Source organism: Vibrio sp. EJY3 (genome assembly GCF_000241385.1).
GTDB lineage: Bacteria > Pseudomonadota > Gammaproteobacteria > Enterobacterales > Vibrionaceae > Vibrio > Vibrio natriegens.
In genome coordinates this window covers 1,834,111-1,848,298 of record NC_016614.1, presented here as the reverse complement: position 1 = coordinate 1,848,298, position 14,188 = coordinate 1,834,111, and the positions used below count along the sequence as shown (strand labels likewise).

Annotated in this window: 14 protein-coding genes; 7 read left to right on the top strand and 7 right to left on the bottom strand. The window is 44.9% G+C overall.

Going from position 1 to position 14,188, the window contains the following annotated elements; translation table 11 throughout:
• Positions 1–73: 73 nt before the first annotated feature.
• Positions 74–1,273 carry a type III PLP-dependent enzyme gene (locus VEJY3_RS23995; RefSeq protein ID WP_014235029.1) on the bottom strand — a complete coding sequence of 400 codons (1,200 nt, stop codon included), beginning with the start codon at positions 1,271–1,273 and terminating at the stop codon, positions 74–76.
• A 263-nt stretch (positions 1,274–1,536) separates the two neighbouring features.
• A complete protein-coding gene (locus VEJY3_RS23990; RefSeq protein ID WP_014235028.1) occupies positions 1,537–2,451 on the bottom strand; it encodes a LysR family transcriptional regulator in 915 nt (304 codons plus the stop codon).
• Positions 2,452–2,800: 349 nt separating this feature from the next.
• Between VEJY3_RS23990 and VEJY3_RS23985 the strand changes: the two genes are divergently transcribed.
• A complete protein-coding gene (locus tag VEJY3_RS23985; protein ID WP_014235027.1) occupies positions 2,801–4,141 on the top strand; it encodes an aspartate aminotransferase family protein in 1,341 nt (446 codons plus the stop codon).
• A 25-nt stretch (positions 4,142–4,166) separates the two neighbouring features.
• Positions 4,167–5,663 carry a CoA-acylating methylmalonate-semialdehyde dehydrogenase gene (locus VEJY3_RS23980; RefSeq protein ID WP_014235026.1) on the top strand — a complete coding sequence of 499 codons (1,497 nt, stop codon included), beginning with the start codon at positions 4,167–4,169 and terminating at the stop codon, positions 5,661–5,663.
• 72 nt (positions 5,664–5,735) lie between these two features.
• Here VEJY3_RS23980 and VEJY3_RS23975 read toward each other — a convergent pair whose 3' ends face one another.
• Positions 5,736–6,383, bottom strand: coding sequence for a glutathione S-transferase family protein (locus VEJY3_RS23975; RefSeq protein WP_014235025.1), 648 nt, complete (start codon positions 6,381–6,383; stop codon positions 5,736–5,738).
• A gap of 118 nt (positions 6,384–6,501) precedes the next feature.
• On the opposite strand from VEJY3_RS23975, the gene VEJY3_RS23970 reads away from it, so the two are divergent.
• Positions 6,502–7,335: a LysR family transcriptional regulator gene (locus tag VEJY3_RS23970; protein ID WP_014235024.1), complete on the top strand. Its 834-nt coding sequence runs from the start codon at positions 6,502–6,504 to the stop codon at positions 7,333–7,335.
• A gap of 88 nt (positions 7,336–7,423) precedes the next feature.
• Here VEJY3_RS23970 and VEJY3_RS23965 read toward each other — a convergent pair whose 3' ends face one another.
• Positions 7,424–7,738 (bottom strand): multidrug efflux SMR transporter, encoded by a 315-nt coding sequence (locus VEJY3_RS23965; protein WP_014235023.1) that lies wholly within the window; start codon positions 7,736–7,738, stop codon positions 7,424–7,426.
• 94 nt (positions 7,739–7,832) lie between these two features.
• Here VEJY3_RS23965 and VEJY3_RS23960 point away from each other — a divergent pair, with 94 nt between their 5' ends.
• The 4 genes from VEJY3_RS23960 to VEJY3_RS23945 all read left to right on the top strand — a co-directional run bounded on the left by VEJY3_RS23960 (position 7,833) and on the right by VEJY3_RS23945 (position 10,663).
• On the top strand, positions 7,833–8,720 hold the full coding sequence (locus VEJY3_RS23960; RefSeq protein ID WP_041170444.1) for a LysR family transcriptional regulator: 888 nt from the start codon (positions 7,833–7,835) through the stop codon (positions 8,718–8,720).
• A gap of 167 nt (positions 8,721–8,887) precedes the next feature.
• Positions 8,888–9,313, top strand: coding sequence for a DoxX family protein (locus tag VEJY3_RS23955; RefSeq protein ID WP_014235021.1), 426 nt, complete (start codon positions 8,888–8,890; stop codon positions 9,311–9,313).
• A gap of 243 nt (positions 9,314–9,556) precedes the next feature.
• A complete protein-coding gene (locus VEJY3_RS23950; protein ID WP_014235020.1) occupies positions 9,557–9,889 on the top strand; it encodes a YggL family protein in 333 nt (110 codons plus the stop codon).
• 21 nt (positions 9,890–9,910) lie between these two features.
• Complete coding sequence (locus VEJY3_RS23945) at positions 9,911–10,663, top strand: alpha/beta fold hydrolase (protein ID WP_014235019.1); 753 nt, start codon at positions 9,911–9,913, stop codon at positions 10,661–10,663.
• A gap of 50 nt (positions 10,664–10,713) precedes the next feature.
• Here the strand turns inward: VEJY3_RS23945 and VEJY3_RS23940 are convergent, their stop codons facing one another.
• The 3 genes from VEJY3_RS23940 to tnaA all read right to left on the bottom strand — a co-directional run bounded on the left by VEJY3_RS23940 (position 10,714) and on the right by tnaA (position 14,053).
• Positions 10,714–11,061 (bottom strand): RidA family protein, encoded by a 348-nt coding sequence (locus tag VEJY3_RS23940; RefSeq protein WP_014235018.1) that lies wholly within the window; start codon positions 11,059–11,061, stop codon positions 10,714–10,716.
• A 249-nt stretch (positions 11,062–11,310) separates the two neighbouring features.
• On the bottom strand, positions 11,311–12,525 hold the full coding sequence (locus tag VEJY3_RS23935) for an aromatic amino acid transporter (RefSeq protein ID WP_014235017.1): 1,215 nt from the start codon (positions 12,523–12,525) through the stop codon (positions 11,311–11,313).
• 67 nt (positions 12,526–12,592) lie between these two features.
• Positions 12,593–14,053 (bottom strand): tryptophanase, encoded by a 1,461-nt coding sequence (tnaA, locus tag VEJY3_RS23930; protein WP_014235016.1) that lies wholly within the window; start codon positions 14,051–14,053, stop codon positions 12,593–12,595.
• Positions 14,054–14,188: the final 135 nt, after the last annotated feature.

The window sequence follows — 14,188 nt, the reverse complement described above, 5'->3', positions numbered from 1 at the left end:
AATTTGCTGTTTTATCAAAGAAAAAAGCTCCCAGAGTTGGGAGCTTTTGTGTTCTATCTCTATTTGCTTTTAATTAACCAAACAGACGTTCGCTGCGCTCATCACGCTCGTTAATCACAATCGTTTGAGCACGTTTGAAGAAATTAAAATCCGTTGCTGTTGCGCTGGTGTAAGCGCCCATCATACGGCCAATGATCAAGTCGCCGTTTTCTAGTTTTGGTAGCATTACGTTTTCTGCGATCACATCAATGCTGTCGCAAGTTGGGCCAGACAACACACTTGGTAAGTACTCGCCTTCGTGCTTCAACGTCACCAATGGGTATTGCGCGTCATCAAACATCAAACCGCTGAATGAGCCGTAGATACCATCATCCAGGTAGTACCACATTTGGCCGTCACGCTCTGCTTGACCCATTACTGATGCCACGCTGGTAACTGACTCAGCAACAATAAAGCGACCTGGTTCTGCAATGACCTGTACTGTTTCTGGCAACTCGTTTAACGCTTCGTTAATCGGTACGCAGAATTCATCAATTGGCATCACTTTTTCTGAGTAAGAAACCGGGAAGCCACCACCAATATCCAGTGTGCTCAATGCAGGTAAACCGCGAGCCACAACTAAGTCCATCACTTGCTTACAAGTACGGATTGCATCAACGTATTTCTGTGGGTTCATCGTTTGTGAACCAACATGGAACGACAGTCCCTTAATACGAATATTCCACTCTTTCGCCGTTTCGATGATGTTGAGTGCCTGTTCTGGCGTACAACCGAATTTTTTCGATAAGTCGGCAAACACGTCTGAGTTACGGAAGCTCAAACGCACAAGTAGTTCTACTTTGTGGCTGTACGCTTTGAACTTTTCTAGCTCGTTCAGGTTATCAACAACAAACACATTGCAGCCATACGCTAATGCATCACGAATATCACGGTCACGTTTAATAGGGTGAGTATGAATCGTACGATCTGCAGGCACACCTTGCTGTTTTACCAGGTCAACTTCACCTGATGTTGCCAAATCGAAACTTGCACCTTCTTCCAATAGGGTTTTAACCACCGTTGGATGAGGCAATGGCTTCAATGCAAAGTGCAGAGTAACATTCGGTAATGCTTGGCTTAGTGCTCTGTAATTTTTACGAATCATATCGCAGTCGAGCATTAACAATGGCGCGCCAAATTGTTCAACAGATGTTTGAATAAGATCGACCGTCTCCGCTGGTAAAGCCGGAGAAGAAAAAGATTGAAAACCGAGTACAGACGCAGAATGAGCCATCGCAAACCTCCAAAGTTAAGTAGACACTTTTCATGTGCATTGTGATGAAAAGTGGAGCGTCAATAAGAGCGGGATTACCGCCGTCAAAGAAACTCTTGGATAGTTGCTCTATCGCCTTGCCACAAAACTGCTGTGATGTACTCGGATTGGCTATCATCAAGAAGCAGCGCGATATTAAGGTCATAAGTTTTCACGCGCAATAAAAAATACAGCAAATAAAGAACAAGTTTTTTATCGTCAGGATAACATTTATTAATTAATGTTTACTCTATGATTTCTAAGAATTTATCTAGTATTTGGTTGTGTTTTAACCCGCTTCTGGTCACCAAGGATATGTCTGAACTGAAGTGAAACGTATCGGTAAATAGAGGACGCATTTGGCCTTTATTACACCAATAATCGGCGTAATGCTGCGGTAGAAACCCGATGTAAGTCCCTGTCAATATAAGGAAAGCGATACCTTCGTGATCGGACGCCGTCGCCGAGCATTTTAGCTTTTGATACAGATCGGTGACTTCGGGAGACATTCGGTGTCTTGTGATGACCGAATTGGTCTGTTTAAGGCGCTCTATATTCTGATCACTTTCCATAAACAATGGGTGCTCATTGCTGCAGTAGAGGAAGTAATTTTCGTTGTACAAAGTGCGGTAATCAAAGTTGTTACTTTTGTTATTGGCAGGGAATGCGCCGACATGAAACCGTCCGTCGATCAGGCCTTTTTCGATATCTGCTGGTGTCGACATCGTGATGTTGATATTAATCTTTTCACTCATCTTCCGAATATGCTTTAGCGCGCGGGTTATCTTCATGTGTGGTTGAGTAACTAAATTATTGACTAGCGCGATATTGAGCTCGCCACGCAGCTCATTATTGATTTGGTTTACGTCATTGCGAAACTGCTCAATCGAAGCAAGCAGAATATCGGCGGATTCTAATACTGCTTCGCCTTCGTCAGTCAGGGTAATACCACCTCGCCCTCGATGACAAAGCTTCATATTTAGCCGTTTTTCAAGATCACTCATTTGTAACGATATGGCTGATTTTGTAATGCCAAGAACGGGCTCAGCAGCGGTATAACTGCCGCACTCGACAACGGTTTTAAACAGGCGGATCAGTTTGATATCAAAGTCGGTGATCTGATTAATGATGCTTCGGTTTTTATTGTTGAGCTTTTTCATAACTAACGTAAAGTAAATTTATAATCTACTTAACATACTCATGTGCTAAAAATAAATAAAGGGTCTGTTGACCTTTCGAGCTGATTTTTGCAGCAGTTTGTGGGTTCTTTATACAAGGCAGAGGCTTTGAAATGTAGTTGACCTACCTGATAAGCCGATAACACAGTAGAAAGGACCCACAAACGCTGCCCGAAGGGTTCGGCTAAAAGCGTTTTACTCTTTGTTGAGAGGTGTTTGCTTAGAATGACTAGGCTACAAACCTCTCGCCGCGATTAAAACGCTTTTATCTCGAACAAAAATTAACCGCGAAAGGTCAACAGACCCTGGTCACTACAAGGATGATATAGCGATGAGTAACTACAAATTTGCACAAGATGGAATCGATACAGATCTTTCTGCTCATTGGATGGTATTTACTTCCAATCGCAGCTTTCACCAAAATCCCCGCATCATCACTCAAGCTCAAGGCGCTTGGCTCAAAGATGCCAATGGTCGTGATATCTATGACTCATTGTCTGGGCTCTGGACATGTGGTGCCGGGCATGGTCGCCAAGAGATTCAAAAAGCGGTAGCAGAGCAGTTAGGGACTCTCGATTACTCACCTGCGTTTCAATTTGGTCACGAACTCTCCTTTAAACTGGCAGATAAAATCGTCGAGAAGATGCCACAAGGGCTCGATCATGTGCTGTTTACTGGCTCTGGTTCGGAATGTGCTGACACCTCACTTAAGTTGGCAAGAGCTTATTGGCGTGTCAAAGGCAAAGCGTCGAAAACTAAGCTGATTGGTCGCGCCCGTGGCTACCATGGCGTTAACGTTGGCGGCACCAGTCTGGGTGGCATTGGCGGCAATAGAAAGACATTCGGTCAGCTGTTTGATGCCGACCATATTCCTCACACCCTGCAACCTGATTTAGCCTTTACAAAAGGTTGCGCAGAAACGGGTGGTGTGGAACTTGCGAATGAGTTTTTGAAGCTCATTGAACTTCATGACGCATCCAATATTGCCGCAATTATTGTAGAGCCAATGTCGGGCTCTGCGGGCGTGATTGTGCCGCCGAAAGGTTACCTACAGCGTCTGCGCGAAATCTGTGACCAGCACGACATCTTGCTGATCTTCGATGAAGTCATTACGGCATACGGACGTATGGGATGCTGGACTGGTGCTGAGTATTTTGGCGTGACGCCAGATATTATGAACACCGCGAAGCAGCTTACCAATGGTGCAATCCCAATGGGCGCAGTGATTACGTCTCATGAAATCTATCAGGCATTTATGGAGCAGGATTTACCTCCTCATATGATCGAGTTTGCTCACGGCTATACTTATTCCGCTCATCCCGTCGCGTGTGCCGCAGGGTTGGCAACATTAGACCTGTTGGAAAAAGACGCGTTAATCCAACAGTCGAGCGAGCTGGCACCGATTTTTGAAAATAAACTGCATGCGATAAAAGGTGCAAACCACGTTCTTGACATCAGAAATTGCGGCTTAGCCGGAGCGATTCAGATCGCACCGAGAGACAATGATCAAACGATTAGGCCGTTCGAATGTACATTAGACCTGTGGGAAAAAGGATTCTATGTGCGCTCTGGTGGCGACACGATTCAATTCGGTCCAAATTTTAATGCCAAAGCTGAAGATCTAGAGCGCTTATTCGACGCGGTTTACGAGACATTGAATCAACTAAATTAAAAAAATTAAGGAAGGAAGTCAGATCATGGAAGTTATTTCGCACTTTATTGACGGAGACAAGTTCTCACACTCAGGTTCGACGATTGATGTTTACAACCCGGCGACAGGTGAGCCGATTCGCCAAGTAGAAATGGGTACGTCTGAAACTGTGATTCAGGCAATAGAATCGGCGAAACGTGCCTATCCAGCCTGGAGCAAAACACCGCCGCTAAAACGAGCGCGTATCATGTTTGCGTTCAAGGATCTTTTGGAAGCGAATCAAGATCAGATTGCGCGTTTGATCAGTGAAGAGCATGGTAAAACGATAGAAGATTCTCTCGGCGAACTGCAGCGTGGTATCGAGAATGTGGAATACGCTTGTGGTGCACCAGAGTTATTAAAAGGCGAATACACCCGAGGAACCGGACCGGGCATTAACGCGTGGAGTGATCACAAACCTGTCGGCATCGTCGCTGGTATTACACCATTTAACTTCCCTGCAATGGTGCCGCTTTGGATGTATCCACTTGCGGTTGTTTGCGGTAACTGTTTTATCCTCAAGCCGTCAGAGAAGGTACCGGCTTCAACGTTATTTATTGTTGAGTTATTGCATAAGGCAGGGTTGCCAAATGGCGTATTAAGCGTGGTAAATGGCGGCAAAGAGGTTGTTGACGCGTTGATCGAAGCTCCGGAAGTGAAAGCGATGAGCTTCGTGGGTTCGACGCCTGTCGCGGAATATATTTATTCGGAAGGCACTAAGCGCGGTAAACGAGTACAGGCACTTGGTGGCGCGAAGAACCATGCGATCATCATGCCGGATGCTGAAGTTTCGAGCACCATCAACTCACTGATGGGTGCGGCATTTGGTTCTTGTGGTGAACGCTGTATGGCGATTTCAGTTGCGGTGTGTGTGGGTGATGAAGTCGCAGATAACTTGGTGAAAGAATTGACCCCGCTTATCCAAGAATTGCGAGTCGGAGCCTTTACTCAGAACTCGGTGGACATGGGACCAGTGATTGCGAAAGAGCATTTAGAGAAGATTTCCGGTTATATTGAAAGCGGTGTTGAGGCCGGTGCGGAATTAGTTGTGGATGGCCGTGGTCTTTCGGTTCCTGATTTCTCTGCTGGCTACTTTATCGGTGGCAGCTTGTTCGATAGAGTGACACCAGAAATGAAGATTTACACCGACGAAATCTTTGGCCCTGTGTTGTGTGTGGTCCGTGTTAAGTCCCTTGAAGAGGGGATTGAGCTTATTAACCAGCATGAGTTTGGTAACGGGACTTGCATCTTTACACGCGATGGTGAAACGGCTGAGATATTCTGTGATGAAGTGGAAGCTGGCATGGTTGGTGTCAATGTACCGCTTCCTGTCCCGGTGGCTTACCATAGCTTTGGTGGCTGGAAACGTTCGTTGTTTGGCGATCTCCACGCGTATGGCCCTGACGGCGTGCGCTTCTACACTCGCCGTAAATCCATTACTCAGAAATGGCCAAAGCCGCAAACCAACGAAGCGGCGCAATTTGCATTTCCAAGTAACAAGTAATAAATAGCGTTAATTTTCTTGGTTATTTACCTATCCCCTGGCTTTTTAGTTCGGGGATAGGTGATAAGCAGGCTAGATCGGTTCACCCGCTTCATCTTCTTCGACGATGTCCGTTTCAAGGCTGGCTTCCGTTAGCCAACGCTGCATGGTGTCGCTATTCAGGACTTTCTGCTGATATTGCGTAGCCTTTTCTGATAGCTTGATGCCGTAAGTAAGCGTGCGCAGTACCACAGGTGCATACATCGCGTCCGCAATCGACCATTCTCCAAATAGCCAACCATCAGGGTATTGTTCCATTTGCAGTGACCAGATTTGATCAATACGCTCGATGTCTTTAAGCGCGTCTTTGCTCAAAGCTACCGATCTCTTAGCACGGCAGTTCATTGGCATCTCGTTACGTAGTGCCATAAATCCTGAATGCATTTCAGCTGATATAGCTCTTGCTTTGGCTCGCTCAGTAAGAGATTGTGGCCACGCCTTATCGTCTAAGAAAGCTTCGTTTACGTACTCGAGAATCGCCAGCGAGTCCCACACGGTAACATCATTGCAAACCAAAGTAGGCACCTTGGCGGTTGGTGTAATGTCCTCCAGTGTGTTGTAAAATTCGTCCGTAAACAGTTTGATTTTCTCGATCTCAACGTCGATGTCGTATTGCATGAAGATAAGCCATGCTCTGAGAGACCAGCTCGAGTAGTTTTGATTGCCGATATAAAGTTTCATCCATGTTTCCTTATTTCTGAGTGATGGTTTGGAACATTTACGGTAATAGATTGTTTTATCGAAAACTAACGGATAGTTTTGATGGGACACATTAATAAAACCGATAGATAAGCTTAGTATGGATATTGATGCTTTAAGAAGCCTTCTGGCATTTGCAGAAACAGGCAGTTTTACGCGAGCAGCGAAGCAGATTAATCGAACCCAGTCGGCATTCAGTGCTCAGATGCGTAAATTGGAAGATGAACTGAATATTCGCCTGTTTGAAAAAGAAGGACGTAATCTGGTGCTCAGCGAAGCTGGCCTTGCGTTACGAGCTCATGCTGAGCAACTGGTCGCTTTACACAACAAAGCGGTGACACAGGTACGCCGTTATCACGATAAGCTGCCACTAAGGTTAGGCTGTCCGGAAGACTACAACGATGCCATTTTGCCGAAAGTCATCGCGATTCTAAAAAAGGCGGAACCAACCTGTTCTATTCAAGTGTTTAGTCAACCCAGCGTCACACTGAGAGAATGGCTGGATGAAGGCAAATTAGACGCCGCTATACTCACGCGCTCCGCTGGAAGTGAAGAAGGGCATTGGCTTGCTCACGATAAAGGGGTGTGGATTGCCAGTCAGGATTACCAAACGGATAAGACTAAGCCTTTACCATTGGCACTTTTCCAGCCGGATTGTAAATACCACGCTGCTGCAATCGATGGTCTAACTAAAAGAGGTATCTCTTACCAGCTGTTAGCGTGTTGTAATACCGCGTCAGCGCAAAGGGCAATAGTTCGAGAGGGGCTGGCTATTGGTGCAATGGGACGGTTAAGTGTAACAAACGATCTACAGATTCTAGATGATATGCCACCGTTGCCTGCGGTCGACATTGTGTTAGTTTCTGGAGTAACGCCGCACCCACTGCTCAGCTCGTTCGACCTGACTATCGCTGACTTTTCTTTGATTGAGTAAAGAACTTTGGTTGTAGAAAGGACGCTATTTGATGTTTAGATAAGCATTAACGCTTGCGATATAAGGCTGCGTTAATGCTTTTTCTCATTTAGTGACCAAGCTTCAACATGACCACGCCAGACAAAATCAGCATGATGCCGATGTAGCGAACCATGGAAGTCGGGTCTCCGTAGAAATAAACGCCGACAAGAAATGTTCCGGCTGCGCCAATGCCTGTCCAAACTGCGTATGCGGTACCCATCGGGATCGCTCGCTGCGCTGCAAATAGCAACGCGCCGCTTATCGCCATGAATACCACTGCCATTGTTATCCCTAACACCTTGTGCCCAGACTGAGCAACTTTCAATCCAACCGGCCATCCAATTTCCGTAAGACCAGCTAAAACTAAATATAACCAGCTCATAATTTCCACCTAATTAGATAAAGGAAAAACATTTGCAGGCTATGGTATCGATTATTATGATGGATAAAAGTTAATAACTATCGAATTTTTTCATATGTTGAGTTTGGAACAAGTTAGGATGTTGGTACTCTCTGCGGAGCTAGGGTCATTTTCTGCCTGTGCAAGGAAAATGGGCAAGGTTCAATCTGCGGTTAGTCATGGTATCAGTACCTTAGAGATTGATTTAGGCATCGAATTGTTTGATCGTTCGGCCAGAAGCCCCAAGTTAACCCCCGCTGGTGAACGTTTGATACGCAGTGCGAAAAACTTGTTGGCGCAGGCAGACGAATTCGAAAAAATTGCTCAATCCATTGAACGATCGGAAGAAAGCCAGTTGACGATAGCCATTGACGACGGCGTGTATAATCCAAAGTTCGCCGATTTGTTTAAGCGTTTGGATAATCAATTTCCTACGATTCAAATCGATGTGCTGAGTTTAGCGTCTGGCGATATTTCTGCTGAAGTGGTAAATGGTGATGTTGATATCGGAGTGATGTTCACCGAGTTTGAACAGTTAAAGCAAGTCGACTTCTGTTATGTCGGAAGCATTGATTACCTTCCTGTTTGTCATCCGAATTATCCGCTTGCAGATATTGATGTCGAGCTGCAATCTGATCTGGCACCGTTTCGACAATTGGCGATCCGAGGAAAATCAAAAGTAGAATCGCAGGCTTTGATCAGCATCGCACCTAAAGTTTGGTGGAGTTCAAGCCATTACAGCGCGTTAGAGCTCGTTAAACAGCAGGTTGGCTGGGCTTATTTGCCATCATTTTTGGTCAACGACTCAATAAAGTCTGGTGAACTACATAAAATTAAAGTGGCATTCGACCACAAGCCCTGGAATGCACCTGTCGATTTAGTCTTTAAAAAGGGAAGAATACATGGGCCGGTATTTCAGTGGTTATTTGACGAACTCAAACAGATATTCACACCGACTACTTAAGTCCTTCTCAACGACACTTTTCATACCCCAATGTGCTGGTGGCCTAATTGATTTATGTCAATGATGTTGTTCGGAAAAATTGATGAAGTCAGTTAATCTTTTAAGCTGATAATCGCCTTTCCAGACCTCTATAGTGTTAATTATTAGACATAAAAAGGGCAGTGGTTATGGGTGAACTATTAAATTTTATCGATAGAATATTGGCAAAACCCGATCTGGGTAAATTGGTGTTACGTGTCAGTTTTGCATTCCTATTTTTATTGCACGGCATCCATAAAGTGATTGGCGGAACCGAGTTTATACAAGGCTTGTTGGTCGACCATGGTCTGCCTGCATTTGTAGCCTACGGGGTTTACTTAGGTGAAGTGGTTGCCCCAATCCTAATGATTATTGGCTTATACACTCGCTTGGCTTCTGTTGTTGTCGCTGGCACTTGTTTAATGGTTATCTATCTCTTAAACATGGGAGATTTGTTCGCTTTAAATAAGTTTGGCGCATGGGCGGTTGAAGGCATTGGTGTTTATTTGTTTGCTTCAATTGCAATTATGTTTCTTGGTTCAGGCAAGTACGCATTAAAGCCTGACGCACAGTAATTATTTACTCCTAATACTCTTGATAAAGCCGGGAAATACCCGGCTTTATTTTTATTAATCTGATCTGTTTAGTCCTTGGCATTATCACAATGACGGCGTAATTTGAGTCTGCCTCTTTCTTAGCTTCATACCTTTCACCGCGTATCTTTAGCTCAAAATATTAATCCCCCGTTTTAATCAGGCTACTACACTGTATAAAAGTAAATTCTTGTACTCCCGTTTAATAGTGTTTGAGGCAATATTATGGCGACTAAACGATCGAGAAGATTAAGAAAAAAGCTGTATGTCGACGAGTTTAAAGTGTTGGGGTTTTCATTTTTTTGTCATTTGAACTTAACGAATGAAGAGGAGTGCGATCTTCTTATCAATGACTTCTTGTCGTTTTTAGAGGGGCGAGGTTTAGTCATGGGTGGTGGTGCTGATCTCTCTAGCTTTGATGGTTTTGTGGTTCCTGAGCGTAGGTATGATTCAGCTTCAGAAGATGACCGTGTCGCCGTTGAACAATGGTTAACAGCACACAATGCATGCTCTGAAGTCGAGGTTAGCCCTTTAGTTGATGCCAATCAACCCGAATAAACGAGCCGTGAGTAAAGCTTCATGAGTAATGACATCGTCTTAATTAGAGGGCTTTTTCGTGGTCAGTACCATTGGGGCGAGTTTTCACTGCTGCTGAGTGAACTCCTTCCAAACCAGAGAGTTATCGCTGTAGATATTCCCGGTACTGGTGCTCTGTCGGATGAGAAATCACCATGCTCAATAGAGGAAATGGTTGAGAGTATACGTTTTCAGCTGGCAACCAATGCTCAGGTTGATATCGTCGCGATTTCAATGGGAGGAATGATTGCGCTGAAGTGGGCAGAGCTGTACCCCAATCAGGTGAGGCGGGTTGTTTGTATTAATACCAGCAGCCGGGGATTTAGTCCTTTTTATCAGCGATTAAAGCCCGTGAACTATCTCAAAATCATGAAAGCGTTGTTTTCGCGCCCAGAGCAAAAAGAGTCGATCATTTACTCCATGGTATCGAATAAGCCGATAAGCGAAGCGGTAATCGATGATTGGGTTATGTTGAATAGACTCTACCCAACCACGGCGTCGAACTTTTTTCGGCAATTACTCGCGGCCATGACGTTCAGGGCGAACAAACCGGTAAACGAAATCCTATTTATCTCGTCTCTCGAAGATAATCTCGTCAGTCATACCGCGACAGAAGCCCCTGCTAAGGCTTGGAACATGCCTATTATCTACAACCATAGTGACGGGCACGATATTCCTTTGGATAATCCTGAATGGTTGGCTTACAAAGTGATTCGGTATTTAAAACTGGATGAAGAAGGACAAACGCCACCTTAGAATAGGTGGCGTTGAAATGTCTTGCTAAGTACTAACTAAGCATTTACAGACTATTGAGCGGCCGTCACGGACATTTCTACCAGAATAACATCTCTTGCCATGCGAGCTTCAACACATGCGCGCGCAGGTTTTTCTCCGTTCGCAACCCATGCATCCCACACTTTGTTCATCTCGGCGAAGTCTTTCATATCGCGAAGGTAGATGGTAACGGATAGGAGCTTATCGCGATGGCTGCCTGCTGTTTCTAGTAAGGCATCAATCTTAGCGAGGCAGCGCTCTGTTTGCTCGGTAATATCCCAAGCCGCATCACCAGCTGTCTGGCCACAAAGATAAATAGTACCGTTGTGTTTAACAATACGGCTCATACGCTCTGTGGATTCTATTCTTTCAATTGTCATTGTTTTCCTTTTTACTGCTTTTTTTAGGATTTAGTGATAGTTATGATAAACCAACCTAACATCGTGACTTAATAAGCCAATTTAATTAGGTTGGTGTAGTCGTCAGCTTCGACTCAACATGAATATTAACAAAATCAGCCTTTCGTAACAGTGATCGTTTCTTGTTGACCAATCATTTCGTACTTTTGTTATGTTTTTGCTGACGTTCCTGTAAGCATACCGTGAATGTCGAGCCGTAAGTCATGACATCTAGCCAGAATACGTCGGCAGTATTCCCATCATGTTCATAAAATGGAAGGCGGCAGTCACGACACCAAAGAAGATGACGCCCATGAGCATTGGTTGCCCACCAGGAGCCCTAAACCCGTCTTTCGTGCCGGATGTTTTGCGCGCTTTTCTCACTAACAGTGCTGGAATGATGCAGGTCCATACAGTTGCAGCGGCTCCGGCATAACCAATGGCGCTAACAAATCCAAATGGAAACAGCACAGATAAAACCAGAGGTGGGACAAAAGTTACGGCCCATGTTTTCGCTCGACCTGTGCGGTTGTCTTCAAATTTAAATAGGTCAGCCAGAAAATCAAACACGCCTAAACCCACACCAATAAAAGAAGAAAGAATCGCGGCCATTGAAAAGCTGTTAATTGCCTGGCTCACTTTTTCTGATTCAATCACAGAGCCAAGTGAACTTAGCAGCACATCTACGTTACCCCCTTGTTCAATGACCGGGCCAAAATCAACGCGAGGCAAATTACCAAAGATGCTTGTCAGCCATAATAAATACAGAACAGAAGCGATCACTGTGCCGCCCAAAATTGCATTTTTAGCTTTGTTTTCTTCACCGTAGTAGGCGCGCATAGAAGCTACGGAGTGGTGGTAACCAAATGACGTCAGAGCCACAGGTAAAATTGCCATTGCGTAGGGTGCGTACTGTGATTCCTGACTGATGGTGTCTAGCAGAATAGAGGTGTCTATATTGGCTGCCAGCCCCGAAACACCAAACACGAAGCTAAGTATCATGAACAGAATCAACAGAACTGAAATTCGGTCTACCGCTCTCGTTGAATGCCATACGAAAGCAGAAAATACGGCCACAAAAATAACAGAAGCGCTTTTGGTATCGATATCGAGCAAGTTCTGAATAATTAACCCAGAAGACGTAATATAGGCATAAAGTAAAATACCGCCGACAAAATAGACGGTCAGGTTATTAATAAAGTTAACTTTTTTACCCAGTAGCTCTTTGGTTACGGTATTAAAGGAAACTTTTAAATCATATTCTTTAAACGCTTCTAACAACATCCAGCCCGATATTGTCATCACGACCATGGTCAATAAAATCGCGAGAATGGACCACACTGTCCAGGCACCTGCACTGGCACTTGGCAAACCAAGCATACCTGCACCAACACAGACACTGGCAATAATGCAGGAGCCACCGACTAAAGATGGGTTTTTATTCATGATGCTATTCCTTTATCAAAATAAATAAAAAGCGCAACCTTCCACGCTGCGCTTAAATTTTTAGTTTTTATACTGTTTCTGCTGTCGTGATGGATGGAGTTTGAATCTCTGACTCAACCTCTTTTAGACGCGCGGTGAAGTGACGTAAAACTTCCGGCTCATAAGTAAAGTCCAGACCTTTTACATTGGCTGCATTTTCTTTTACCGCCTGGAATGCTTCGACAATGAAATCCATATGCGTTTGTGTGTAGGTAGCGCGAGGAATGGTAAGGCGAAGCAGTTCAGCCGGACACGGGTGTTGTTTACCTGTCGCAGGATCTCGGCCCAATAGAAGGGAGCCTATTTCTACCGCTCGAATACCAGCGACTTTATAGAGCTCGCACGCCAGTGCATGTGCCGGGAATTGCTCTGCAGGAATGTGCGGCAGGAGTTTGCTTGCGTCAACGAAGGCAGCATGGCCACCTGCTTGCTGACAAACGATGCCAATTGCTTCCAGCTTATCAACCAGGTACTGAACCTGACCGATTCGGTATGCCAGCCAGTCCTGACGCATACCATCATAAAGTCCCACGGCAAGACGCTCCATAGCGCCACCTTCTAGGCCACCATAGGTCGGGAAGCCTTCTTGAACAACACACAGCGTGCGACATTCTGTGTACACGTCCATTAACGAGTCGTCTTTAAAGCAAAGTAAGCCGCCCATTTGAACCATGGCATCTTTCTTAGCTGACATCGCCAGACCATCTGCGTATTTGTAGCTTTCTTTGGTGATTGCTTCGATTGACCAGTCAGCGTAGCCAGGTTCGCGTTGTTGAATGAAGTAAGCATTCTCGGCAAAACGAGCCGAATCCATGATCACTGGAATATCGTATTTCTGACCAATTTCATAAACCGCTTTTAGGTTAGCAAGCGCTACTGGCTGACCGCCGGCAGAGTTACATGTGATGGTGCTGACAATATAAGGTACATTTGCTGCGCCAGCTTCTAGGATTGCCTGTTCTAGTTTCTCCAGATCAAAGTTGCCTTTAAAGTCTGCTTCGATCGAAGTGTCGAATGCTTCTTCGGTATAAACGTTTTTCGCAACACAGCAGTTTAACTGTGTATGGCCTTGTGTGGTGTCAAAAAAGTAATTCGACAACGCCACCATCTTGCTTCTGTCTAATCCTTTCTCTTTCTCACGTTTTTTAATCAGAACCGGAATGTAAATTTGCTCTGCACCACGTCCTTGGTGAGTTGGGATGGTGTATTGGTAGCCAAAGATATCCTCAACGGCCTGTTGAAGTGCATGGTAGCTTCGGCTGCCGCTGTATGCTTCATCGCCGCGCAACATGGCTGCTTGCATCTCTTGCGTAATAGCGCCTGTACCACTATCGGTAAGAAGGTCGATAAACACATCTTCGCTATCCAGAAGAAAAGGGTTCATACCCGCTTTTAGAATCGCTTGTTCTCTATATTCACGTGTAGTGCGTTTTACTGGTTCAATAACGCGAATACGAAACGGCTCTGGTAAATGTTTAAAGTTTTCCATTTTATTTTCCCTAAAAGATCATTTTTTGAATATTTTTAAGGCATACAGATGGATTGAAATAAAACAGTGCCTTCCCAAATCTAAAATTCAGAAATAAACGCACTGCGGTAAATACCTGACTTATGGCTTTATCAA